General features: G+C 40.0%; 23 protein-coding genes, 1 tRNA gene and 1 pseudogene. 15 read left to right on the top strand and 10 right to left on the bottom strand.

Annotation, left to right across the window (positions count from 1 at the left end; translation table 11 throughout):
- Positions 1-3 precede the first annotated feature (3 nt).
- The 7 genes from METHO_RS01945 (at position 4) to METHO_RS01925 (ending at position 5,276) form a co-directional block, all read left to right on the top strand.
- Positions 4-804, top strand: a complete 801-nt coding sequence (locus METHO_RS01945) for a translation initiation factor IF-2 subunit alpha (protein WP_015323836.1) — start codon at positions 4-6, stop codon at positions 802-804.
- A gap of 7 nt (positions 805-811) precedes the next feature.
- Positions 812-1,012: an RNA-protein complex protein Nop10 gene (locus METHO_RS13200; RefSeq protein ID WP_015323835.1), complete on the top strand. Its 201-nt coding sequence runs from the start codon at positions 812-814 to the stop codon at positions 1,010-1,012.
- Positions 972-1,757, top strand: a complete 786-nt coding sequence (locus METHO_RS01940; protein ID WP_015323834.1) for a proteasome assembly chaperone family protein — start codon at positions 972-974, stop codon at positions 1,755-1,757. The genes METHO_RS13200 and METHO_RS01940 overlap by 41 nt, the downstream gene beginning before the upstream one ends.
- 4 nt (positions 1,758-1,761) lie before the next feature.
- Positions 1,762-3,006, top strand: a complete 1,245-nt coding sequence (locus tag METHO_RS01935; protein ID WP_015323833.1) for a TIGR00375 family protein — start codon at positions 1,762-1,764, stop codon at positions 3,004-3,006.
- Between the two features lie 56 nt (positions 3,007-3,062).
- Positions 3,063-3,178, top strand: a tRNA-Ser gene (locus METHO_RS13520).
- Positions 3,154-3,396: a hypothetical protein gene (locus METHO_RS13515; RefSeq protein ID WP_156811002.1), complete on the top strand. Its 243-nt coding sequence runs from the start codon at positions 3,154-3,156 to the stop codon at positions 3,394-3,396. The genes METHO_RS13520 and METHO_RS13515 overlap by 25 nt, the downstream gene beginning before the upstream one ends.
- A gap of 527 nt (positions 3,397-3,923) precedes the next feature.
- Positions 3,924-5,276: a cation:proton antiporter domain-containing protein gene (locus METHO_RS01925; protein ID WP_216594310.1), complete on the top strand. Its 1,353-nt coding sequence runs from the start codon at positions 3,924-3,926 to the stop codon at positions 5,274-5,276.
- Positions 5,277-5,567: 291 nt separating this feature from the next.
- Here METHO_RS01925 and METHO_RS01920 read toward each other — a convergent pair whose 3' ends face one another.
- Positions 5,568-6,365 (bottom strand): sensor histidine kinase, encoded by a 798-nt coding sequence (locus tag METHO_RS01920; protein ID WP_015323830.1) that lies wholly within the window; start codon positions 6,363-6,365, stop codon positions 5,568-5,570.
- 185 nt (positions 6,366-6,550) lie between these two features.
- Between METHO_RS01920 and METHO_RS01915 the strand changes: the two are divergent.
- Positions 6,551-7,659 (top strand): annotated as a pseudogene (locus METHO_RS01915) (transposase).
- Between the two features lie 9 nt (positions 7,660-7,668).
- Here METHO_RS01915 and METHO_RS01910 read toward each other — a convergent pair.
- From METHO_RS01910 to METHO_RS01900, 4 genes are all read right to left on the bottom strand, one after another.
- Positions 7,669-8,637: an MASE3 domain-containing protein gene (locus METHO_RS01910; protein WP_015323829.1), complete on the bottom strand. Its 969-nt coding sequence runs from the start codon at positions 8,635-8,637 to the stop codon at positions 7,669-7,671.
- A 208-nt stretch (positions 8,638-8,845) separates the two neighbouring features.
- Positions 8,846-11,197, bottom strand: coding sequence for a disaggregatase related repeat-containing protein (locus METHO_RS01905; protein WP_015323828.1), 2,352 nt, complete (start codon positions 11,195-11,197; stop codon positions 8,846-8,848).
- 865 nt (positions 11,198-12,062) lie between these two features.
- Positions 12,063-12,200 (bottom strand): transposase, encoded by a 138-nt coding sequence (locus METHO_RS13195; RefSeq protein ID WP_083885706.1) that lies wholly within the window; start codon positions 12,198-12,200, stop codon positions 12,063-12,065.
- Between the two features lie 157 nt (positions 12,201-12,357).
- Positions 12,358-12,843 (bottom strand): META domain-containing protein, encoded by a 486-nt coding sequence (locus METHO_RS01900; protein WP_015323827.1) that lies wholly within the window; start codon positions 12,841-12,843, stop codon positions 12,358-12,360.
- A 348-nt stretch (positions 12,844-13,191) separates the two neighbouring features.
- Between METHO_RS01900 and METHO_RS01895 the strand changes: the two genes are divergently transcribed.
- Together METHO_RS01895 and METHO_RS01890 are read left to right on the top strand one after the other, a co-directional pair.
- Complete coding sequence (locus tag METHO_RS01895; RefSeq protein WP_015323826.1) at positions 13,192-13,713, top strand: transporter; 522 nt, start codon at positions 13,192-13,194, stop codon at positions 13,711-13,713.
- A 50-nt stretch (positions 13,714-13,763) separates the two neighbouring features.
- A complete protein-coding gene (locus METHO_RS01890) occupies positions 13,764-14,942 on the top strand; it encodes a type III PLP-dependent enzyme (protein WP_015323825.1) in 1,179 nt (392 codons plus the stop codon).
- 33 nt (positions 14,943-14,975) lie between these two features.
- Here the strand turns inward: METHO_RS01890 and METHO_RS01885 are convergent, their stop codons facing one another.
- Genes METHO_RS01885 through METHO_RS01865 form a run of 5 tightly spaced genes read right to left on the bottom strand, consistent with a single transcriptional unit; the run spans position 14,976 to position 19,721 of the window.
- Positions 14,976-15,293, bottom strand: coding sequence for a YbjQ family protein (locus METHO_RS01885; RefSeq protein WP_015323824.1), 318 nt, complete (start codon positions 15,291-15,293; stop codon positions 14,976-14,978).
- 57 nt (positions 15,294-15,350) lie between these two features.
- Complete coding sequence (locus tag METHO_RS01880; RefSeq protein ID WP_015323823.1) at positions 15,351-16,565, bottom strand: ABC transporter permease; 1,215 nt, start codon at positions 16,563-16,565, stop codon at positions 15,351-15,353.
- A gap of 11 nt (positions 16,566-16,576) precedes the next feature.
- Positions 16,577-17,791 carry an ABC transporter permease gene (locus tag METHO_RS01875; RefSeq protein ID WP_015323822.1) on the bottom strand — a complete coding sequence of 405 codons (1,215 nt, stop codon included), beginning with the start codon at positions 17,789-17,791 and terminating at the stop codon, positions 16,577-16,579.
- Positions 17,792-17,799: 8 nt separating this feature from the next.
- Complete coding sequence (locus METHO_RS01870; RefSeq protein WP_015323821.1) at positions 17,800-19,002, bottom strand: COG1361 S-layer family protein; 1,203 nt, start codon at positions 19,000-19,002, stop codon at positions 17,800-17,802.
- A gap of 23 nt (positions 19,003-19,025) precedes the next feature.
- The gene (locus METHO_RS01865; protein ID WP_015323820.1) at positions 19,026-19,721 is read right to left on the bottom strand and encodes an ABC transporter ATP-binding protein; all 696 of its coding nucleotides are present in this window, start codon (positions 19,719-19,721) and stop codon (positions 19,026-19,028) included.
- A 161-nt stretch (positions 19,722-19,882) separates the two neighbouring features.
- Here METHO_RS01865 and METHO_RS01860 point away from each other — a divergent pair, with 161 nt between their 5' ends.
- From METHO_RS01860 to METHO_RS01840, 5 genes are all read left to right on the top strand, one after another.
- Positions 19,883-20,509, top strand: coding sequence for a Yip1 family protein (locus tag METHO_RS01860; protein ID WP_015323819.1), 627 nt, complete (start codon positions 19,883-19,885; stop codon positions 20,507-20,509).
- Positions 20,510-20,760: 251 nt separating this feature from the next.
- Entirely contained in the window at positions 20,761-21,387 is a 627-nt protein-coding gene (locus METHO_RS01855) for a YIP1 family protein (protein ID WP_015323818.1), read from the top strand.
- A 23-nt stretch (positions 21,388-21,410) separates the two neighbouring features.
- Positions 21,411-22,613 (top strand): COG1361 S-layer family protein, encoded by a 1,203-nt coding sequence (locus METHO_RS01850; protein WP_156810999.1) that lies wholly within the window; start codon positions 21,411-21,413, stop codon positions 22,611-22,613.
- A gap of 11 nt (positions 22,614-22,624) precedes the next feature.
- Positions 22,625-23,311, top strand: coding sequence for an ABC transporter ATP-binding protein (locus METHO_RS01845; RefSeq protein ID WP_048831194.1), 687 nt, complete (start codon positions 22,625-22,627; stop codon positions 23,309-23,311).
- Positions 23,286-24,461 (top strand): ABC transporter permease, encoded by a 1,176-nt coding sequence (locus METHO_RS01840; protein WP_394296205.1) that lies wholly within the window; start codon positions 23,286-23,288, stop codon positions 24,459-24,461. Before METHO_RS01845 ends, METHO_RS01840 begins: the two co-directional genes overlap by 26 nt.
- Positions 24,462-24,754 lie beyond the last annotated feature (293 nt).

Raw genomic sequence — 24,754 nt, 5'->3', positions numbered from 1 at the left:
CAGATGGATATCAATGAGTGGCCAGATATTGGCGATTTTGTAGTATGTACGGTAAAGGACGTAGTGGACTTTGGTGCATATACCACACTTGAGGAATATGGCGGTAAAGAAGGATTCATCCATATTTCCGAGATCAAGGCCGGATGGGTAAAATACGTACGTGATTACGTTCGTGAAGGTCAGAAAATTGTATGTAAGGTCCTGAAAGTGGATACTGGTCGCAGACACATTGATCTGTCCCTCAAAGATGTCAATGAACACCAGAAACGTGCTAAGATCCAGGATTGGAAAAATGAGCAAAAAGCTATAAAATGGCTCCAGTTCGTTGAAGAGGAAACAAAAATAAAAGATGAAGAGCTAGATAAGCTTAAGATCAAACTTCACGAAAGCTTTGGAAGTCTGCATTCTGCTTTTGAAGAAGCTGCCATCAACGGAGAAGCTCCTTTTGAGGAAATGAAACTCGAAGAGAATGTAGTTAAAAGTATCCTTAGAATCGCCCAGGAGAATATAAAACTCCCGTTCGTTCATATCGCTGGTTTTGTAGATCTGAACTGTTATCTGCCCGAAGGGATCGAAGTGATAAAAAAATCACTAATGGCTGCTGCCAATGAGATCCAAAAAGAGGGAATAAAGGTAGAGATCACATACACAGGTGCTCCAAGATACAGGATCAAAGTAATTGCACCTGACTATAAGACTGCTGAATCTGTATTAAAAAATGCTTCTAATGCTGTTATCACTACAATACACAAACTGGGTGGCCAGGGAGTGTACCATCGTCATAACGAAAGTGTAAAGGCGTGATATACTGGTGGGTTCCAGGATAAAGAAGTGCGTCCAATGCGGGCAGTATACTTTGAAAGAAACATGTACTCATTGCGGAGGAAAAGCGGGTAACCCTTTGCCCCCGCGTTTTTCACCGCTTGACCCCTATGGAAAATATCGCAGGATTGCAAGGAGTAGGGATACCAATGCGCGAGAACAGGGTAATTCATCTAGAAAAGAATGTTGATATAAAAGATCCCATAATGATCGTGGGACTTCCTGGCGTGGGCCATGTGGGAAAACTTGTTGCTGAACACCTTGTGGAAGAACTTACGTCCATAAAACTCATAGAAATATATTCCCCTCATTTTCCTCCCCAGATTCTCGTTGATGAGAACAGCGAGATAAGAATGGTCAACAACGAGATATATGTATGTAAAGCAGAAAAACATGATCTTCTTATACTTATTGGCGACCATCAAAGTAATACTACCAATGGACATTACGAACTCTGTGGGTTGTATCTTGATCTCGCTGAAGAGATGGGAGTGAAAACGATATACACTCTGGGAGGATTCCCAACCGGGCAATTAACTCACATTGATGAAGTCCTGGGTGCAGTGAGCCGAGCTGAAATGAAAAGCAGGCTGGAAGAGATAGGAGTGCAATTCAAACCAAACGAGCCTGGAGGAGGCATTGTGGGCGCTTCAGGTCTAATGCTTGGATTGTGTAAACTTAGAGGTATTGATGCTGCATGTTTAATGGGCATGACCTCAGGTTACATCGTTGACCCGAAGAGCGCTCAATCATTGTTGAAAGTAATCTGCAAGCTATTTGATCTGGACATAGATGCAGGTCCTCTTGAAGAGCGCGCAAAGGAAATGGAAAAGATAGTTGCCAGGCTTAAAGAATATGAGCAGCAGCAACAGCAACAATCCCAGATAATGCCAGAGATCGGAACCGGAGAAGAGGATCTAAGATACATAGGGTAAACCCATGAAGATCAATGCAGATCTGCATCTGCACTCTAAATATTCAATGGCATGCTCCGATCGGATGGAATTGCCTACAATGGCTACAGAGGCTTCAAAGAAAGGAATTGATCTTGTAGCCACCGGGGATTGTATCCATCCTAAATGGCTTGAGGAAATAAAAAGAGCAGCCATTGATAATGAAACTATAAGGATCGATAACACTGATTTTATACTCACAACTGAGATCGAAGATAGATCCAGAGTACACCACCTTCTAATCCTGCCGTCCATATCCAAAGCAGAAGAACTCGCTGTCGAGATGGAAAAACATGGAGATATTAAGACTGACGGCAGGCCTACGGTTCTTATGGATGGTTGTGAAATTGCCGAGGCTGCAAAGGATATAGGTGCATTAATAGGGCCCTGCCATGCATTCACTCCCTGGACCGCCATGTATGCAGCACATGATTCTCTACAAGATTGTTATAGAGATATGACAGAATACATTTCTTTTGTTGAACTTGGACTCAGTGCGGACAGTGACTACGCAGACCGCATAAGTGAACTGCATAGGCTTACATTCCTTACGAATTCCGATGCTCACTCCCCAATGGCCAACAAGCTTGCTCGGGAGTTCACACAATTGGAAGTTCCGGAAGTAACTTTTGAAGGGCTTGAAAAAGCGATCATGAGAAAAGAAGGCTATGGTCCGACACTTAACGTAGGGTTCTATCCCCAGGAAGGCAAGTACAGCGAATCTGCATGTATCAAATGTTTTACGCATTACACTATGCAACAAGCTGTAAGCCTGAACTGGAGATGCAGCAAGTGCAGAGGCCAGATAAAAAAAGGCGTAAGAGATAGAGTTAACGAGCTTGCAGACCTGGATGAGCCTCAGCATCCTGATCACAGGCCCCCCTATGTGCACCTGGCACCTCTTTCTGAAGTGATAATGATGGCATTGGGGCATGCCAGCATAAACACCAAGGGCGTACAAACGGCCTGGAACTCCCTGGTGGAAAGATTTGGCAGTGAGGTTAAAGTGCTCCTGGATATCCCGGCTGAAAATATAGATTTTGTGGATCGTAAAATAGTAAATGCGATCATGGCCTTCAGAAATGAGGAGATCATTATCCATCCGGGTGGAGGAGGACAGTACGGCTGGCTGGAATTGCCTGCAAATAGAAACAATCGTCCCCCTCTTTCAGAACCTGAAGCTGGACACACAGACAAAAAAGAAAAACAGAAATCTCTGTTTGATTTCTGAATCGCCACGATATCTATATAAAAGAGTAAAACCTTCATCCAGTTCGCAACAGCGGTGCCGAGGTGGCAGAGCGGACCAATCCAACGGAATAATTGCCCAGGAGTCTATATGCGATCGGCTCGAGACCGGTTTCCCCTGACGGGGTGCTTGGGTTCGAATCCCAACCTCGGCGTGAACTTCACAGTCATAAGCCCAACAATTTCACCCAGCTTATTCACAGAAGAACAAAGCACTATTTTTGCTTTTGTGGACGTATTGTATGCAGAAGGCTTGTCGGAGGCAGGGATCATCAAGTACCTGAGCCATTTGAACATCCTCAGCCCGGTTTTGCGGATCACGGAAATGGAGTATAAGAAGAGGAATGATTTTCCTGCTAATGTTCAATATTGATTTGGATTATATTATATTTTCAACTTTCTCCATTTATAATTGAAAACTGAATCAAGTTCACTGATGTAATCTTCCTTCTTTATCCATTTATAGTTGTTAACTTTTTGTTTGAAACTTATAGTATTGACGTAACTACCTATTCAATTTGATTTTACCATTCATAAGTTACAAACCATAGTGTTTAACTATAAATAATCCACTTCTAGGGATACCACTTTCTTTATTCACTACCAATGCAGTAAGTAATGGCTCCTGCATTTAATGTTTACCATGACATTATCTTTGCACAATACCTCCCTAGATATTGTTTTTCATCACGAAAGAATTATAAATTTTAGATTCCACATAAGACTAATAAAACAATATAAGAATATAATAAAAGTAGAATGCTACAATCAGGTGGAACGAAAGAGATATTTACAAAAGAAGAATTAATACACCTGATGAGAAGCCAGCTACAGAAACATGCTTTTTTTTATTTGCTGTTTATCGGTATATTTATCCTGCTGGTTTGGTCGATTATTAGTATGGGTCAAAGGTTAGAGTCACCACTGACTGATTTTCCTGACATCAAAATAAACAGTCAAAACCATTTTGAAGGATATAGTGATCTGGGAACGCTTATAACCCAATACTTAACACAGAATTTAGACCATCCACTTGGACTTATGTTTTTGCAGATCGCTGTCATAATCCTAATGGCCAGACTTTTTGGATTCATTTTTTCTTTTATAGGTCAGCCCAGCGTCATCGGTGAAATGACAGCCGGAATTGTGCTTGGACCATCCGTGGTTGGTATATGGTGGCCACAATTGAGCAATTTCCTGTTTGCACCGGCTTCATTGGGCTGGATGGAAACTTTGAGCAATCTGGGACTTGTACTGTATGTATTTATTGTTGGTCTGGAGCTGGACCCAAGTTTGCTGAAAAACAAAGCACATACCGCTTTGATCGTCAGTCACGCCAGCATTGTAGTACCTTTCTTTTTAGGAGTTACTCTAGCATATTTTTTATATACAGAGTTTGCACCTAAAGGAGTTACTTTTCTCTCATTCAGCCTCTTCATGGGTATTGCCATGAGCCTGACTGCATTTCCGGTATTGGCAAGGATAATACAGGAGCATAAGCTGACACAATCTACCCTTGGTACGCTGGCACTTACCTGTGCTGCAGTTGATGATGTCACAGCCTGGTGTATGCTGGGTGCTGTTGTTAGCATAATCAGGGCTGAATCAATAATGACCTTCCTTGTTACTGTTATTATGTCAATATTGTACATTTTGTTTATGTTCTACCTTGTGCGTCCCGTGCTCAGATTCCTCGGGGAAAGATTCGCCATCCAAGAAAACATGAGCAAAGGGTTCATTGCCACGATGTTTGTCGTGCTTTTTCTATCAGCCTTTGCCACCGAGACCATTGGCATTCATGCCCTTTTCGGAGCTTTTCTTGCAGGAATGATGATGCCTATACAATTTGATTTCAGAAAATCATTGATTTCCCGTATAGAAGATGTCAGCTTAGTGATCTTGTTACCTCTGTTCTTTGCTATAAATGGTCTCAAAACAGAGATCGGACTGTTGAACGAGAGTTATTTGTGGTTTATTTGCTTTTTGATAATATTGGTGGCAGTTGCAGGAAAATTTGGGGGAAGCGCTGCAGCAGCCCGCTATACCGGCCAATCCTGGGCTAACTCTCTGGCTTTGGGAGCGCTGATGAACACACGGGGATTGGTGGAACTGGTTGTCCTGAGCATCGGATATGAACTGGGAATTCTAACTCCTACCGTCTTTACCATGATGGTTCTGATGGCTCTTGTAACCACATTTATGACCCGCCCTATGCTCTGGGCCATTGAACGATATTTCCCAAGGGTTGATTAATACTGGTCCAAAAAGCAAAGCCTTATTTTAAGGCTTCTTTTTATTTTTAGATGTTAACACAACAAAGCATGGCCACATTTGTATCTAGGTAATGCTTCCTCATACACTTCCCTAAAATATTAAAGTCCGGCTACATGAAGCACCTTTTTGATATTCTGCAAAATAGTAGTTCATAGTCTTACTGATACCCTTATTGCCACAACATCAAATCCAAGATGCGTTGCGGTAAGCCATCAAGCTATTCACTGTAGAATAAAAGAATTTCATAATTTTTCACATTGATGGAAGAGATTAATGGTGTTTGCTGAAAGTAAGTATGAAAACAGCACCTGAAGGGGAATTGTCCTCTGCGCTAATTGAACCATACCGGCTCATTATCGTCTTTGCTATGTAGAGTCCCAAACCAGTGTTACCTTTTTCTCCATATTTGAAACCCTCTTTGAAAATATGCTCCTTGATACTTGGAGGAATACCACTACCATTGTCAGCTATCCGCATGCTGCATACATTGGTATCATTTAATTTCACAGTGGTCTCTATATGAGTAGCAGCACCATGATTGACAGCATTAGTAATAATATTGTCAACTACAGAAAAAAGTCCCTCGTCAGCCATGACAACGCAGCTACCATTCATACTTATTTTCACAAGGTGATTTCTAGAAACCTCAGTTACTACATCATGAAGGTTGTATGGCTTAAGCTCATATTGATTCGAAATCGTCTGTTCAAGGTTCCGCATTTCATTTATCTTCTTGAGACAACGCTTAACTGACTTCTGGGAAAGTTCCAGATACTTCTTATCACTATTTTCTTCAAAAACCTCTAAAGACATTGAAATAATACTCAAATCATTGGAGATATCATGCCTCATGATTTTATTAATAACCTTAAGCATTTCATGGAGTTCTTCCTGAGATTCCTCTAATTTTTTGTTCTTTGTTATGTCCTTGATGACCATCACAACCTCACCGTTGGTGAGTTTATAAACATATAATTCCCACCACGCTTCAATGTGTTTGTCATGATATTGGAATTCAGGAATTAGTTTTGATTTACCAGTTGTCCAGACCTGATGAATAATGTCCATAAGGTTACACTCAGGTAGAGTGGCATATATCTCAGCTAAATGCTTATCAATAATTTTATTTTTATCTTTATGAGAATCTCAAATTAGGATTTTGATTTAAAAACCTATTCCTTTTTTCGTTGATACTGCTATTCTCTTTTTTTTTGGTCAGTGGTAGCTATAAATATAAAAAATTTTGCTTCTTTATGGATAAAAAATCTATCGAGTATAGAGGAGTCCTCTTCGAGGACTCCATAGAAAACTATCTTTACAGAGAAACTGCCTCTATTTGCCAATTTCTTCATTTTCTCTGTATAGAAGACATTTCACAATACGTTGAACGTACTGTGTATACCAACAAACGTTGGCATTTTAAATATAACGTTTCCTCAATGATAAAGCTCTTTATTGTAAAGTGCTTCAGGAATCTCTCTTATGAAAAACAGTATCCAGTTTAACAGAAGAAGAAGCTATTATGCTATCGTTCTGTGATAAAAATGGGCAAATAAGACTTCCTTCAGCTGGAACCCTCCATCATTTTGTAAAATATAGACTTGGAGAAGATGGGATCAATGAACTAATAATAATGGTAGGCGAAAAGATTCTTAAAAGCTCAAAGTTAAAAGACGCCAAGATAGATTCAACACCTCTTGAAGCTTCACGATATGACAAATATGCGGATTATAATCCGCATTATAAATGTAAAATGGACAAAGCTCACATTACAATGATTGGAACTTATCCGGTATTTATGACATATACTAATGGCCTTAGTTCTGATTCTACGGAACTTATCAAACACATACACGCATTAAAGAAAATGGAAGCTAATATTGAATTTTATGCTGCGGATGGAGCTTATGACTCATTCCAAAACAATGCAGATATATGGTATCATCTGAATGCAAAACCAATTATTTCCTACTCGTGTGATGCAGTATTGCACAAAGAAGGTGAAGTAGAGAGGATTGATCATTGGGTGAACAAAATGTGGAAACTTGGTGGAGAAGTTCATACCAAAATAGAAAATAAGCTGAAGTTTCTGTATGAAAATGGAAGACAAGAACAAGTTGGGATGTACCTAAGAAATCAAAACATCCTCGATGAATTATTTTGGGAGTTATACAAGAAAAGAGTAGAATGCGAAAAAGTACATGGCCACATGAAAGATACGATGAACTTCGATGTCAGAAGAATAAGAGTAGAGAGCAGAGCTCTCTACTCTCTGCTGAATTTCGTTTCCTATCAACTATTAGTGCTTACTGAATTGCAAAATAAAGTTAAACTCAGGAATTCGTTTGGGAGGCTATTCTAAAAAAGTACATCAAATTAGAATAGAAATATAAGGAGCTAATTTGATGGCCTCTTTATGGCATATCTGTTCTGCAGCTAAATTTATATCCTTGAAAATAAAACTTTGACCATTGTCTCTGGTTTCGATTACAACAACACCATTACTCATGTTCTTAAAAAGTTCCTGATACCTTTCTTTCTCTTCTTTCAGCATACTTTCCTTTAGAACGAGATCTTTGGAAAACAAGTCATTGGGCCTTACCAAAGCAGTTACAATTATTGCCTTAAATATGAAATAGAATGATAAAAGTTTGAATAAGTGCCCTATCAGGTTAGAAAAGCCATAAATACCTACATATAAGGTAAAGGTAAGTTCTGCAAATATAGTAAGTACTATGGAAACACTCAGCATATTAAGTATAAGGGGTTCGAATTGATTGCTGTGTTTCCATAGCATGCTCAGTGAAGCTAGCAGCATTACTGAGATAACGTATTCACTGATTTTCTTAAAAGCTGTAAGCCCAACACCGTCTACGTAGCAAACAGGAAAAATGCCCTTAAAGACTAGTATTAATAGAATTGTTGTTATGATACCGTATACAATTAGCATTGAAGATGCCTTCAACTTTCTCCTAATTATGAAAGGAGCTATGAGTAAGGTGGCAGCTTCCATATATCTTGCAACGATCCACAATTGTGTAGATAGATTGTGACTCTGAGTGGGAAAGACCCCCATACCTTTGTATAATAGTGTATGAAGGAGATCAATCCCTGCGATAAACAAATAAGCTATTCCCAAAAGAAGAAAATAATTGTTTTTAATTGTCTTCTTGGAGAACCAAGTAACAAAAAAGAGACTTGTTGCTATGACTATGCTGAAAATCTCTGCTATACTGTGGAATAACAAGAAGCTATAGCCGCTCATAATATGCAAAGCTGCCATGAAGATTAAAATAATCATAATTTCAGAAAGAGATATGGTCTTCAATTCAGAGTTCAAGTCAAATCTCCTTAAAAGACATTTAAGAACTCAGTTCCCATGTGTGCTTATTAGTTCTTATTAATAGATACATAATAAGTTAAAATATATTCCTGCCCATATTTGCCTAAAATGATTCTTTTGTACAAACATCTACAAACCCATTTAGAAAATATATTGAAAAAGTAAGTGAGTCGAAATTATCTTTCGCTCACTAAATCTCCTGATATCAGCGTGTTATAGTTAACTTAGGTCTCTGTGCAGCATTAGACCATTCTGAGCTGTAGAAAGCAATGTAATTGCCGCTCTCTGTCCTGGCCTTCAGGAAGAATCCGGTGTTCTTGAACTTGCCACTCACATATTCCTGCACCAGCTGAGTTACATCGAAATCATAGTACCTGTTACCGGGCACTGTGCTGGCTGCGAATGTAACGGATGCATAAGGTGTACTGCCCTGGGCTGCTCCATTCTTGTCATACCAGTTTCCTCCTGCTGTGGTCCATTTAGTGCCGGATGCGCGGTTTGTCCAGCTTACATACCTTGGATCCCAGTCAGCTGCTGGTCTGTAGATCTGTACCACTGTATCTGAAGTACGCGTGGTGGCAGGATAATACCAGTACAGTGAGAGGGTAGCCTTTGAGATTACATCTGTTGTTTTGTAGTTACTCAGATCGAACATCATTAGATCCCTGCAACTAGCTGAACTCGCTCCAATATCAATATAGTTCGTAGTGGAGAAAACACTAGTAGGGGATGAAGTCCGCAGACCATTGTCATAGGTCGGAGAATATGAGACCGATCCTGCTGGAGATGTTGGTGTAGTAGGTGTAGTTGTAGATGGAGCGGTGGTAGTTGTTGCTGCCTTGGCTACTACAGTTACTTTATCTGTGGCTTTCTGTCCAGTTGTATCTGTAACAGTAAGTGTCACAGTATACGTTCCTGCCGTGGCATATGTCTTTGTAGCTGTCCTACCGGTAGCTTCAGAGGTTATGCCATTTGATGCATCGAAGTCCCAGGAGTAAGAAGCTATGCCAAGGTCATCAGTAGATGCACTGGCATCAAAAGTGACAGGTGATCCAACAGTTGCAGTTTTATCTGCTCCGCCATTTGCAACCGGAGCAGCATCTACCTTGTTGACAACTGTTGAACCACTAGTGGATGGAGCTGTATTCACGTTGCTGCTCATTGTGAAACCTCCACCATATGTGTCCCCGTTTTTATTATTGTAAAAATTATTGCTCTGAACTGTGAACTTTGCATAGGATGGCTGTGTGTTCCATATACCCACTCCTGAGCCTGTGACTCCACTCATTCCATCATTGTTCTTTATGACATTGTTCCTCACATAGGTGGTGAACTGTGCCTTTTGCTGTGGAACTGAAGACCATGCATACCATTTTATTGCAGCATTACCGCCATCATCGAAGACATTATTCTCGATGATAGTATTATCAAAGTTCTGCATTGTGATCGCTGCATTGGTATATCCGGTATTTAAAGCGTGTTGGCCTACTTTTGTAAATGTATTGTGATGTATATGGACGTTCTTTGCCCGTATGACATTGTCAGTATATGCTGCAAACATCCAGATACCTGAACCCCTTATGCTGTGTATCTTATTATTATATATATCTATATTATTAAAGGATAAAGTTCCTGAGCTACCGGTTTTGTCTATCTCTATTGCCGGTCCTGTTGATGTGCCGCCCCCGTCAGAATAGAATGTATTGTCATGGACAGTAAAATCAGATATACCGCCGGATAACCTGCACGCGCTGTTTGTCCGTGTGAAGACAGTGTTGTATGCAACTTCACCTGTATTAGAGTAAAGTATGTAAAAGGCATCATGTCCCATCTTGTATACATCATTATGAGTAAAAACGATGTTACTACCTCTTTTTATCTGCACACCATCATTGCAACCCCATTCAAGACGCATTTTGGATACTTCTATGTTATTAGAATTTTCAAAATTCATCAGATTATAATATCCTCTTCCAAAAGAAACGCCTTGATTTTCGCTGTTCCCATCTATAGTAAAGCCAGTGATCACGATATTCTTTGCTCCGGTTTCACCCCGGATCATTGGAACACCGCTGGACCAACCTGCCTTTGGAACAAGTTTTATTTCAGCAGTGGAGTCACCTGTGAGTTTTGTGTTTGAGCCGATGTTAAGAGTGCTATCAATCCAGTATGTATTTGGGCCCCTTAGATATACAGTACCGCCACCAGTACTTTTTACGTATGCAAGTGCTTTATTTATTTCAACATGATCATTTGTTCCGTCACAAATGTAGTCGCCACTCCCGCTCGCAGCAACATTTGCATTTGCTGCTGAAGAGAGGTCTGATCCGGCTATTGAAAAACACAGGAAACAAAATACTAATCCAAGGACGGAAATAGATATTTTTTTAAAGGTGGTGTTGTTTTTATTTTTGAAGAAATTGTATTTTGCAGAGAAAGTAGATGCTGTTGAGTATACATAATTGCTCAACCATAAAGCAATTAAGAACACATGACGTGATTTGGCCCATCTATGGGTGCTAAATCTTTCGAAAACCTTAAAAGATATATTATCCATATGTTTACACCTCTGTTTTTTTATTGGGATTATTTTGTACGATCAGTAACCGCTTACTTTTGAGAGAAAGGATACAAGAGTGAACAAATGTCTATGATCAATCAATGATCACGGTAGATGCTGCAATGAAATCCATTCTATCGTTTATTATCCTATAAGGCTGCAATTTGGAAAACTACAACTTACATATATCGAATATTGTTGTACTGATCATTCAATTATCAACAAACGTTTTTGGAATGAATTTGGATTAGGTTTGAGGTATATAAACATACTTACCCTCAATAAATGCTAAAACACCTTATATTTTAAAATCATGCCATGATAAGGGATTAAAGTGAATTCTAAATTGTAAAAAAGACTAAATACTCTTAATTCTTTGATGTAATTTCTTTCTGCTTGATTAAAATCATATGAATGAAGTATCTAACATTTACCATGCCAAAAATAATGGAAAAAAAGAATCTTTGAAGCTGGGTCAGGGAACTCAGATGAGCTTAATAATACAATAGATATTATAAGGCGTTTAAAATTAAATTTAATGAGTCTATAATGAATAATATGGGAAAATACTTGTTCTTAATGTTTTATCAGCTACAATAAAGCATTATAAAGCATTAAATGAATTTTTATTCAAGAATGTATGTAACAATTTCAATCATTTATGCAAATTTATTTCATTTTTTGATAAGAAAATCCAGTCATATTTTATGGTTTGCCTACATAAATTTCAATGTGCTGCTATCTGAATTGTAAGAGGAAAGCCCTCAAAACTTACACATGCATGGATCTTTTTGCCTTTTCTTTTCTTGTGGCCATTGTACGAGAAATATTCTCCGCTTTTTTGTTTTCGATGAAACTTCTATCAATACACACTGTATTCAATGAGAACGCCATTGATGACCCTACGATCATCAGCTCTCTTTCTCCTGTTTATTGGTTGTGGAGACAGGCATGTTTTAATAAACTTCCATTGTTCATCAGAGAGTTCTCTGAATTCCATTCAAGTCCCCATAACATTATTCCAAAAGGTAGTATTTATACATTTGAAGTAGGCTCGTATTCAACCTTTTTTCACAGGTACCTATAGAAATATGTGGACCTCTATTGCAAGGTACCTGCGAAATATAAAATACAAAACCGAATTATTGCTTAACACTTTATGCATTGATGAACAACATCTTTTCAGTTTTGTTTTCCACAGATAACAAAAGTTGGCCATCTTCAAGCGTCATTGATGTTATCCTCCACAGAGATAACAGATATTGAGGTTCCAATGATTCGTCACCACAGTATACGAGTGTGATCACTCCCGGCTCTATAGTCAAATTATGACCATCTGTTGCATAAGTTCCACTGCCGCTGTTACAGTCAGTTGTTATGGAATAGGTACCATCCGGCTGGAATTTCAAAGTATAGCTATCCTTATTTGGAACAACAGACTGGTTACCAGAAGAAGTTTCTATCATTCCGGCCCATTGCCAAGTTATATTAATTATTTTTTCCAAAGCTATTGTTCCACCATCTGTTTGTCCATTGTTCTCACCCATTTGATCCTGGAGACTTATGCAGCCAGATGTTGACGATGTGCAGGCGATTAGAATAAGGATAAGTATAAAGGATAGAGTGTTTATTACTGGTTTCATTTATTTACTCCTTTTGTTGTTACCAAAAAGAGTACGTTATTTTGCTATATATCCATTGCTTAAACTTTAAATTGATTTGAAGCATTCTGAACTTGATTTATAGAGCAGTATTGTCCATTGGAAAGGCAAAATCTCAGGTAATGGACAGCAACTTACGCAGATCACCAGCCGAGAAAAGAATAGTATTATAGATCTAAACAAATACAAAAGATCAATGTGCTTCAAAGTATTAATGAGAAAGAATTTGGAATCAAAAGTAGCTTCTGTATTTTAGATTTAACTGAGTTGTTAAGTATTAATAATCACAGTTAGTTTTTTATCATGAAAGCTTATTTGAGATGTGCTTTTATGACATCATTAGCAACAACAAACTATAGTACCTTTTTCGGCCTTGCAGTGACCTTCACCATGTTTTCACTGTCAGGTATATTCCTTAAACCAGTTTATGGAATGGCAATGGGGTCTGTGATCTGCTACAAGCTCGTTTTCGGGCTTTTGATGCTGTTGATGTTGGCCTGCACAGAAAAACTGGATGAGCTGAAGATAACCACCAAAAAGAATTTTATCCTCCCCTTTTCTGGTTCACTGATCTATTACAGAATTTCCAGGCACTTAAAAGCTCAAGATTTTTGTATCATATCTCTTATTAAACCTGTCGTGGGTATATTTTTTGCATATATGATACTGCACCAGCAGATATTATCATATACCCTTGAAGGGGATGCCTGTATACTTACAGGTGTGGTACAGGCAGGTACAAAAAGCAATACATGTTCAAATACAAATTTAAGAGAGAATACCATATACAGATACTTTAATCATGAGTATTGCCCTTCGGGCCATGATCGATCGCTTTTACATACATTCTAATGAATACTGTGTAAAGATCCATTAAATAATAGAAAGAGGTGATAGCAGCCTTGGAACACCCTATAAGCATTTCAGAATACCTGTCTTCAGAAGAGTTCAAGAAAATAAAAGAGTTTGCAAAGGACAAAGAGACTCCTTTTATTTTACTCAGCCTGAAGAAGATCGAAGAGAAATACGATGAATTGAAAAAGAACCTTCCTTTTGCCAAGATCTACTATGCAATGAAAGCAAACCCTGCTGAAAAAGTAGTGAGGCTATTACATGAAAAAGGGTCTAATTTTGACGTAGCAACCATATATGAGATGGAACAGCTTCTCCAGATGGGGATCAGCCCTGAAAGGATGAGTTACGGCAATACCATAAAAAAAGCAAAGGACATAAAAAAAGCCTATGAATATGGAATCAGGCTTTTTGTTACAGATTCTCATAATGACCTTAGAAAATTAGCTGCCAATGCGCCTGGATCAAAGGTTTTTTTCAGATTACTCACTGAAAGTAACGGGGCAGATTGGCCTCTATCCAGAAAGTTCGGTGCGCACACAGGCCAGATATATTCTCTGATCGTTGAAGCTAAAGATCTGGGTTTGATCCCATATGGGCTTTCTTTCCACGTAGGGTCACAGCAAAGAGATATTGGAGAATGGGATCACGCTATATCACAGTGCAAGTATCTGTTTGATGATGTTAAACGTTACGAAGGAATAGAGCTGAAAATGGTAAATCTGGGAGGAGGATTTCCTGCAAAATATCTTAAGCCCACTCGCAGCACTCAGCAATACGCCGAGATCATTACAACATATCTGCACGAATACTTCGGAGACGAACTGCCAGAGATCCTCATAGAACCAGGTAGATACATATCAGGAGAAGCTGGTGTAGTAGTTACGGAGATCGTGCTCATCTCCAAGAAATCTGATTCAAGCCAGTATGAATGGGTTTACCTGGATATAGGAAAGTTTGGAGGGCTTATAGAAACTTTAGATGAGGCTATAAAGTATCCGATCTACCCTGAGAAAGGATATAACGGCAATGGTGGAAGAGAAGTGATCCTTGCTGGACCGACGTGCGACAGTATGGATATACTATATGAGAATTTCAAATACGAGTTGCCTAAGGATATACAGGAAGGAGACAGATTATATATACTCACTACAGGAGCATACACCTACACCTATTGCTCAGTAGAGTTCAATGGAATACCTCCAGTGAAGGTATATTTCATTGACTGAGCAAGGTCCCGAAATAGGATATGAGCCGGAAATTCATATCCTTTTAAACTTTACAGCGGTCCCGTAAGCCAGTAGTTCTGCTGCTCCTGCCATGATCTGAGAGGTGGTGAAGCGTATATTTACAACCGCATCTGCATCCAGTTTCTCTGCTTCCTCCACCATTCTCTGTAATGATTCTTTTCTGGATTGTGAAAGCAGATCAGAATAACCTTTCAATTCCCCACCTACTAAATTCTGCAGACCCGCAGCAATATCGCTCCCGATATTCTTTGCACGCACAGTATTACCAAAAACTACTCCCAGTATCTCCAGTTCCTTACCATTCACAACGTTTGTAGTAGTAACTAGCATATTTTCACCTCTTATAGGAAAGATATGAACAGTTCTATTTAAAACCAAAACATTTGTTCACTCGTGCCTTAGTGCTTCTACAGGATCCATGGATGCTGCTTTGTTAGCAGGATATACACCGGCGACCAGACCTACAACAAAAGCAATACTAAAACCCATCAGGATCAAATATGGTGGGAAAACACGAGGAATAGACAGATAACTTTCCACCGTGTAAGAGCCCACAACCCCAAGAAGTACTCCAAAAACGCCCCCTATTGTGCCTAAAAGAGTGGATTCTACAATAAAAAGTAAAAGAATATCGGCCTTCTTAAAACCTAAAGACTTCATAAGACCTATCTCCCTTGTCCTTTCAGTAACTGTGACAAGCATTATGTTCATGATACCTATGGAACCCACTATCAGAGCCACGAGTGCAACTAAGGTTATGAGGATCGTAAGCGTGTTTGAAAGTTGATTCAATTGCTCGATGATCTCCGCCTGATTGAAGATCCTGTAAGGCTTCACATCATCGTTATCAATGTCCCTTGCAGAAACACCAAGAGTTCGTGCCAGCCTTCGGTCAACCTCATCTGAAACAGCGCTTACAGATTCGGCGCTGCTGGTCTTGGCTGTTATGCCCCCGTAATCAGAAACGTTGAGCAGCTCATTCATAGTAGCGATAGGTATGTATATCGTGATATCCCGGTCAGGACCGCCCTGAACAAAAGTATTCTCCGGAGATCCTAGAATGCCTTTTACCTTGAATTTCTGAGTTATACTGGAACCATCCACTCTTGTAAAAGTAATATCTATATAATTGTTAATTGAAATGTTACGGTTGAACTTCTCATTGGCAACTTTCCAGCCCAATACAGCTATATATTTATCCTTGTCAGTAAGAAAATTACCTTCTTCGAGCTGGAGATTCAATATATTCTCAGCATCCTGGGATACACCCTGGACGTCTATCTGCCTTTTAGAAGAAATAAATGTTACAGCAGCCATTTGCCCTTTACTGGGCGAAACCCCCTCCACACCAGGAGTGTTCCTGACAATATTAAGTTCATTTTCATGGAGAATGTTCACATCCTGACTGTATATGACAATGAAATTGGACCCCTGTGTTCCAAGTTCATCGGTAAAGAACTGATTAAAGCTAGCTCCAAGGGAAACATTTGCTACAACTGCTGCTACCCCGATAATGATACCCAATGTTGTAAGAGCAGAGCGAAGCTTTGCATAGTTGATACTTCCCATGCCCAGATCCAGAGCCTGTCTCATGTTAACCAATATATGACACCTCACTCATGCCTGAAAGCCTCCACTGGATCCATCTGCGCTGCTTTATTAGCAGGGTATATACCTGCCACCAAACCGACTAAAATCGATACAATAAAGCCGATGAGAATCTGGTTCACCGGAAATACATTAGGCAGATCAAGGAAATAGTTTGCAATGAACGCAACACCGATACCCAGGGCAGTACCACATATGCCACCTAGAAGACTTAATATTGTGGATTCTATCAAGAACAGGGTAAGTACATCCTTCCTGGTATATCCAAGCGACTTCATAAGACCAATCTCCCTTGTCCTTTCGGTTACTGTTACCAGCATGATATTCATGATGCCTATGGAACCCACTATGAGAGATATTAAGGCTACAGAGGTCAATAGAGAAGTAAGGGCCGTAGAAACCTGGTCGGTCTGCTCTATGGCATCTATTTGATCGAACATGACATAGGGTTTTGTATCATCGTTTTCCAGTTCCCTGGTAGATACTCCCAGATTCCTGGCCAGACGATTATCGATCTCATCAGCAGTTTCGCGTACTGTATCCAGACTTGACGCCTTTATGAAAAAACCACCATAATCATCTTTTCCAAGCATCTGGTTCATGGTGTTTATGGGAATAAATATCCTGATCTCTGGCTCCACGCCAGTCTGCACAAAAGCAGTGTTAGGATCCTGTATTATGCCTTTTACTATGAACTTTTGTGTGACTACTCCCCCATCCTCTCTTCTGAATGTAATTTCAATGGGATTCTTTACAGAGACCTTCTTATCGAACTTCTCATAAGCAACCTCAGACCCTAATACTGCAACAAATTGGTCCTTATCACTAAGAAAACTCCCTGCATCCATTTTTAAATTAGCAACTTCCCCATAATCCTCTATAACACCCTGTATATCTATCTGCCTGGAAGTTGAGAGATAAGTGACCCTGGCCATTTGTTGATTGACCGGAGAAACACCTTCTACCCCCGGAGTGTTCCTGATCAGATCAATTTCCTTATCAAAAAAGACATTGACCCCCTGACTGTAGATCACTATAAAATTTGAACCGACAGCACCGATCTCATCATTGAAAAACTCATTAAAACTGGCACCTAGAGACACATTAGCTATGACAGCAGCTACTCCGATAATGATTCCCAGAGTAGTAAGGACAGATCGCATCTTTGAGCTGCTGATACTGCCTATAGAGAGATCAATGGATCGCCGGAGGCTTATCATTTAATGCCTCACTTTTGTTTCCTGCGATTATATATAAAGTAGCCGGCACCTGCAAGAACGGCAACAAGAAACACCAAGGCCAGAGAACCGATATTACTTGATTTCTTTGCAGTTTCCAGTTGTAATTCCCTCACACCGATAAGCTCTTCATGTTCGTTAAGGCCATTCCTGTAATTTGCGATGATCTTTACTTCCTGGGAGGAGTTATCAGAAGATGTTTCCCCGTAGATCTGCATGGTAAAAAGTTCATCCGAATTCATGGAACCAATGAAGTATTCAGCAGGAGAAAAATCCACATCCTCTGCTTCCAGCCTGACACTTACCGATGACAGTTTATTCGGATGTATATTAGCTACATCGAACTCCAGAGTTCCTTGTCCGTCCTCCAGTTTAAGAGGTTTAGAAGGAACAATGCGCACAGACGAGGAATCAACCTTTAAAGGAATACGCCAGTTGTTATTGTACGAATGAGAACTGCCTATTGTTGAAAAATCAAGATAATAAGTACCATCTGACAAATTTTCATCAACTTTTATATTGTATGTAAGGACCATCAATTCACCCGGACCCAGGATGCCATTTCCATAATAGGTATCAGTAGCTACGGTTATACCATCTGTCCCTTTCAAAGAAGCAGATTGTACCCGGGCATTGGTATCGAAGTCCTCACCATTGATGGTCACAGAATATGCATTTGCACTGTTTTTAAGAGTGAACGTAATAGTGCCGGTGTCACCAGGCATAAAAACTTCCGGTTCTTTTACGGGATCGCCTTCTATCTGGACATTACCTTTGCTGTTAAAGGCTGTAGAACCTACAGTGATCTCAAAGGTCTCCTCGACCCAGGCACCATCCTTTTCTTTCTGGTATTGGATGTCAAAGGAGGCAACGCCTTGTTTTGAGTCTTCGTCCACAAATAATCTGTATTTGTGTACTGCCGCACTTTTTGGACTAAGTATACCAATATTTTCAAGGGCATTAGCTTCTGAATCCAGAGACAAGGGATACTCAGGGACCATTTTTATGGAAAGGTCCTCGGATTTACCTGAACCTATGTTCTCTACCTTGATCCAGATGTCAACATACTTACCGATCTCTGCAGGCACTGGTTCATATTTAAGGACACTGACACTAAGAGCTGAACCTGAAGCTGCACATGCAACTCCCGTTGAAAGTAAGCATGAAACAAGGATTAAGCAAAGATATTTCAAAATTGTTCTGATATTAACACCGCCTAGTTATTAAGAACACCATCTTTCAAGTATACCACTCTGTCAGCATAGCTTGCGATATTGTCATCATGAGTGATCATTATAATGGTCCTTCCTTTTGCATTAAGGTCCTTGAACATTTCCATGACCTCTAATCCGGTCTTGCTATCAAGGTTCCCTGTAGGTTCGTCCGCCAGAATTATAGATGGATCGTTGATCAAAGCCCGGGCTATAGCCACACGCTGTTGCTGTCCTCCCGAAAGTTCAGAAGGCCGGTTGTTACGGCGATCTTCAAGCCCCACAAGCTTAATCAGCTCATTTGCCCGTTTAGCAGGTTCTGTACCATTTTTTGTATTGGCATAGGTAGGGAGTAGAATATTCTGGGCCGCGGATAACCTGGGAACAAGATTGAAGTTCTGGAATACAAAACCGATCTCAAGACCCCTTAATTGTGCAAGCTCCGTGTCAGATATTGTATTGATGTCCTGGCCCATGAGTACCACCTGCCCGCAGGTAGGCCTGTCAAGGCATCCTATCATGTTCATAAGGGTACTTTTCCCTGAACCCGATGGACCCATTATGGCCAGAAACTCACCTGGAAAAACTTTCATATTAATACTCTTGAGTATCGGGATCTCCATATTACCTGCCCAGTAACTCTTACACAGATCCCTCAGTTCAATGATAGGATTACCATTCTGTGATATTGCACTATTCAAGCTCTCAACTCCATTTGAAGGATCTGGAAAGTAAACACACAAGTATATAAGGCCAAATCTATATATATCCTTGGAAAAAAGATGTAACAAAAAGAGTTAACAAGAAACGTGTACAACAAGATGATTGTTGTAAATGGTTCTTTTAATAGAGTGAAAAAACAATGCTGCAAGTCCTTACCGATCCGAATAGGTTCTTTGAAAAAAAGATCAGAGATAGAATTGATCTAAAGCCACCTTATGCTATAATTGGTATATTGTCGCTTCTCATCCTGGCCAATGCTTTTGTATTGACGGAAAAATTGATGGGAAATCTGCTGGAAGATATACCTAACATTGCACAGCTAATTGTGATAACTTTTGGATTAATATCCATCATGGGCTCAGGAATAGCCGGATGGCTGATAACCAGTGGTTTATTCTATGCTTTATCGTCGCTCTTTTTGGGAAAAGGGTATTTCACAAGGGTCCTTGAGTTTGTAGCCTATGGATTCCTGCCTTTGATCTTAAGTTTTGCTATTAGCCTGGTACTGATGACAGGAATGTGCCATTTCACAAACTTTGCAACAAATGACCCACTGGCTATAGAACAGACCATGCTCAAAAGTACATACATGATAGCCTCTAATTTCGTTAGCATTATCATGACCTTGTGGAGTGCAAACATATGGGTTTTTGCTATGATCCACTCCCGAGACCTTACTACCAGGAATGCTCTGATCACTGTAGGAATACCACTGGGATTTTACCTGGCATATATGCTTTATACAGTGTATCTGGCACTTGGATGATAGCAAAAAGGAATAATGGTTGCAAAGATCATTGAATATCTTTTCTATTATTTTACACTATATATTAGCGTGCAGATAAGAAACAAAAGAGTGAAACTTCTTTTTAGATTCCAGATATTAATTAACACACTATATGATTGAGTTAAAAATATATTTTTTACATAAATCAGTTTAATAAACTGCATTAATAAAAAGTATTAATAAGGAGACGTTTATTATATAAAACTAGTTTAGCAAGATAAAAGGTGTATATGATGCTGGAAGTTCTTACCAATCCTAGCGGATTCTTTGAAAAGAAGACAAAAGAAGAGGTTGATCTAAAACAACCTCTCGCGATACTGGGAGCAATGGCCCTTATATCTGCCATCAGTGCCTATATAGTTGCAAGCAAGGTGATAGGGAGCCTGCCGAGTGATGTGGCAGCCGTGACCCAGATAGGGATGGCCATTGGTGCTATATTTGCTATTATAGTTGTATTCATTATGTGGGTGATATACGGCGGTATATTTTATCTAATCTCATCGTTTTTGGGTGGGCAGGGAAATTTCAAAAGGGTGCTTGAGTTTGTTGCCTACGGATTCCTGCCTTCAATAATGAGTTCTGTTATTAGCCTTTTTTTGACTAACAAAGCTTATTCTTCACTCGATTTTTCCATACAGGATCCAGCAATTTTGGAAAAAGCCATGCTTTCAGACCCTTACATAATGGCTTCCACTGTAATAGGAATTCTCCTTACTCTATGGAGTGCGAACATATGGGTGTTCGCTATTATGTACTCAAGAAACCTTACAGTAAAAAATGCCCTCATCGCTGTAGGAGTGCCAATTGGATTGTATACGATCTATATGATCTATACACTAAGCAAGGCATTCAATTAAAGATGAACAAAGAAAATGATAGCATGAGAAAGATCATATTTTTCTTTGTCCTATTGGCCATGTGCTTACCGCACGCAAACGCAGATACCGAGATCCGACCCACCATCACCGTGAACTATTCGGTCGAACCTGGAGTACTCATGCCAGGGGATACAGGTACAGTGACTGTGGAACTGAGGAACATGGCTTCAGGTGAGGTATACGTCCAGGAGAATGACGAAACTTTTGATATGAACGCCTACATAGCAAATGCCAATCTTAAAGGTAACAAAGACATTAATATCCTGGACGGAAGACAGACAAATGTGGGATTACTTGGACCAGGAGATTACATCCGACTTACTTTCAATATACAGGCAAACGAAAATGCTTCCAACGGCATGCATTTCCTGGAACTTGAAGTAATAGGTGGAAGTAACATGTACAACCTCAACTACAGGATACCTGTAAAAGTTGATGATCGGGACCTGAAGATAATTGTATCCGATATGCCGCCAACACTCATGAAAGAATATTCTATAGTGAATGTGGAGGTCGTGAACTTAAGACCCAATGAGATCACAGGTGTTATAGTCACTCCGAAAGGAGAAGACATCAAGTTCTTTCCTGCCAATGCCTTTGTAGGTACTATCAATGGAGGAAATAAATCCACAGCAACTTTCACCCTGAACACCATGACATCCGAAAAAGGCAATAAAGAAATACAATTCTCTACTACGTATTTCAATGGAGACAACCTGCATATCTCTTCCGATGCGAACTATACTGTACAAGTAGTAGACCAATCCTCACTCATACTGTCGGCCATAGAGATAGATAGAATAGGAAATGTGTATACTATTTCTGGAGACATTAACAATTTCGGGACAACCGATGCAAAGAATGTCATGATCTCAGTAATGGCAACTGAAAACATCACACCTGTACAGCCATATGAAAAATACTTTGTCGGCACCCTTGAAAGTGATGACTTCAGCAGTTTCGAGTTATCTGCTTCCACACAGGAAAGCAATGCGGAAGAAATACCCTTACTTATTGAGTTCAGAAATGCTAACAATTCCTATGCATATATAAATGAGAACATCGCCCTGCAAAAAGAAATGGTGCCTGCATCTAACGCCAGCCGAGGAAACTCCATCGCAATGATAGGCCTTGTTGCTGTCATATGTATCGCGGTGATGGGCATTATAGCATATTCCTGGAAGAAGCGCAAAAACTCAGAATGAACGGGGCATACATGCAAGGTCCTATCGTCCAGCTTACTGATGTGAAGAAAATATACCAGCTTGGAACAAGCAGAATATATGCTCTGAACGGTGTCAGTCTTTCAATTGAACGAGGTGACTTTGTGACCATTATGGGATCTTCAGGGTCTGGGAAATCCACAATGCTTAACCTCATAGGTTGCCTTGACCAGCCCACTGAAGGTACAGTGAAGATCAATGGTACGGACCTGTCTCTTCTTAACGATGAACAGCTTACAGAGATCAGAAGAAATAATATCGGTTTCATTTTTCAGCAATTCAACCTCATCCCTACTCTCACTGCATTGGAGAATGTTGAAATGCCTATGATCTTCACAGGTATCCCGGAACAAGAGCGCCGTAAAAGGGGTATGGAGTTTTTAAGAAGGGCGAACCTTGGTCCGGAATTTGCAGAGCACAAACCCAGTGAACTTTCAGGAGGGCAGCAACAAAGAGTTGCCATCGCCAGGGCACTGGCCAATTCCCCACCTATCCTTTTAGCAGATGAGCCTACAGGAAATCTCGATACAAAGACCGGAAAAAGTGTAATGGAACTTCTCAGTAACCTCAATTCTCATGGGACTACCATTATAGTTGTGACACATGACATCAAGATAGCAGAATATGCTAATACAAACATAGTTCTGAGGGATGGTGAAATCTTTGGGACTTCAGAGTAGGTATTTCAAACGTAACATGTATGCCGAACTTGCAAAAAGGAACCTCAGAAGGCATATGGCACGTACAGTCCTTGCAGCTGTTGGTATCATAATAGGAGTAATTGCCATTTCATCCATGGGAATACTAGGGAACAGCCTGAAAATGTCAGTATCCGATTCTCTGGGAGATGTAGGAAATCAACTTATAGTATATCCCGGATTTGGGGGAACAACGATCACTGAAAAACAAGTTGAAAAAATATATAAGGTTGCTGGCATAGAGAACCTGGTACCCATACATTCCGGCGGTTCAATAGCTGAATACAAGAATAAGGATGCTTATGCGAATGTATATGGCATGGGAGGTGATGACCTTTTAACTCTTGTACAGATGGAAAAAGGCCGCATGTACAAGCGTGGCTCTTCGGATTGTGTGATAGGTTCACGACTTGCAGAAGATCTTGATGTCAAAATTGGTGGAAAAATAACCGTAGAAGATACTAAGTTCAGAGTAATAGGCATCCTTAAAGAGCGGGGCATGGGCTTTGACATCAGTGCCGATAGTGCGGTTTTTATGGATTCTCAGACATTCATCAAGGTCTATAAGGATACAGATGAAGGTTATAATAATGTGATAATCCAGGTAAAGGATATCGATGAGATAGACATTGTCAAAGCTGACCTCGAGGACAGGCTCAACAAGAAAGATGAAGAAGTGTTCGTTTTGGCGACAAATACGATCCTTTCAAGTATTGATGAGATCTCCAGATACATTTCCCTGTTCCTGATGGGGATAAGCTCCATTTCCCTGCTTGTGGCTGGGGTGAGCATTCTTAACGTCATGCTCATGTCCACCATGGAGCGCACCCGCGAAATTGGCATAATGAAAGCGGTGGGAGCTTCAAGAAAAGATGTGCTCAAGATGTTCCTGCTGGAAGCACTGTTTTTGGGAACGGCTGCAAGCCTAATTGGAGGAATATTGAGTTTTGGAGGTGGATTTTTGATAACCGTGCTTATCATGAAACAGGCATCCTATCTCTTCGCACCATCAAGTTTAGCTTATATTATAGTGGGAATAGGGTTTGGCATACTTACAGGTGTTGCAGGCGGTGTATATCCTGCCTGGAAAGCTGCCCAGATGAGACCACTGGATGCACTGCGATATGAATAAATATAAAACTCACTTTTCTTTCCGGGATTGTAGCTTCTGCTGCACTTTTTCTCCAGTAAGCTCCCTTATGGCACCTGCTGCCACCCACCTGGCACTGGCATTGCTTTAAAAAAGAAACACACTTAAAACAAAGAAAATATCAATAGTCTAGATCGATCCTAATAAAGAGATCATGAAAATGGTGCTGTGAAGCACCGCTGAAACAAGGGATGAGCAGTATAGCGTTTCAGCCTGAACATTGAAAAATGATGAAGAAATAGCGGTCACAAAATATGATTGCATTTACGGCAGCA

The sequence above is a fragment of the Methanomethylovorans hollandica DSM 15978 genome, from assembly GCF_000328665.1.
Taxonomy (GTDB): Archaea; Halobacteriota; Methanosarcinia; order Methanosarcinales; family Methanosarcinaceae; genus Methanomethylovorans; species Methanomethylovorans hollandica.
This window is presented reverse-complemented; position numbering and strand designations above follow the sequence as displayed.

What these genes read in the sequence shown, in the direction of transcription:
- METHO_RS13195 (WP_083885706.1), bottom strand. Translation starts at nt 12,200, where the DNA reads ATGGAATTCAGAGAACTCTCTGATGAACAATGGAAGTTTATTAAAACA.
- METHO_RS01895 (WP_015323826.1), top strand. Translation starts at nt 13,192, where the DNA reads ATGACATCATTAGCAACAACAAACTATAGTACCTTTTTCGGCCTTGCA.
- METHO_RS01885 (WP_015323824.1), bottom strand. Translation starts at nt 15,293, where the DNA reads ATGCTAGTTACTACTACAAACGTTGTGAATGGTAAGGAACTGGAGATA.
- METHO_RS01900 (WP_015323827.1), bottom strand. Translation starts at nt 12,843, where the DNA reads ATGAAACCAGTAATAAACACTCTATCCTTTATACTTATCCTTATTCTA.
- METHO_RS01925 (WP_216594310.1), top strand. Translation starts at nt 3,924, where the DNA reads ATGGGTCAAAGGTTAGAGTCACCACTGACTGATTTTCCTGACATCAAA.
- METHO_RS01855 (WP_015323818.1), top strand. Translation starts at nt 20,761, where the DNA reads ATGATGCTGGAAGTTCTTACCAATCCTAGCGGATTCTTTGAAAAGAAG.
- METHO_RS01845 (WP_048831194.1), top strand. Translation starts at nt 22,625, where the DNA reads ATGCAAGGTCCTATCGTCCAGCTTACTGATGTGAAGAAAATATACCAG.
- METHO_RS01940 (WP_015323834.1), top strand. Translation starts at nt 972, where the DNA reads ATGCGCGAGAACAGGGTAATTCATCTAGAAAAGAATGTTGATATAAAA.
- METHO_RS01860 (WP_015323819.1), top strand. Translation starts at nt 19,883, where the DNA reads ATGCTGCAAGTCCTTACCGATCCGAATAGGTTCTTTGAAAAAAAGATC.
- METHO_RS01945 (WP_015323836.1), top strand. Translation starts at nt 4, where the DNA reads ATGGATATCAATGAGTGGCCAGATATTGGCGATTTTGTAGTATGTACG.
- METHO_RS01905 (WP_015323828.1), bottom strand. Translation starts at nt 11,197, where the DNA reads ATGGATAATATATCTTTTAAGGTTTTCGAAAGATTTAGCACCCATAGA.
- METHO_RS01935 (WP_015323833.1), top strand. Translation starts at nt 1,762, where the DNA reads ATGAAGATCAATGCAGATCTGCATCTGCACTCTAAATATTCAATGGCA.
- METHO_RS01850 (WP_156810999.1), top strand. Translation starts at nt 21,411, where the DNA reads ATGAGAAAGATCATATTTTTCTTTGTCCTATTGGCCATGTGCTTACCG.
- METHO_RS01875 (WP_015323822.1), bottom strand. Translation starts at nt 17,791, where the DNA reads ATGATAAGCCTCCGGCGATCCATTGATCTCTCTATAGGCAGTATCAGC.
- METHO_RS01920 (WP_015323830.1), bottom strand. Translation starts at nt 6,365, where the DNA reads ATGGACATTATTCATCAGGTCTGGACAACTGGTAAATCAAAACTAATT.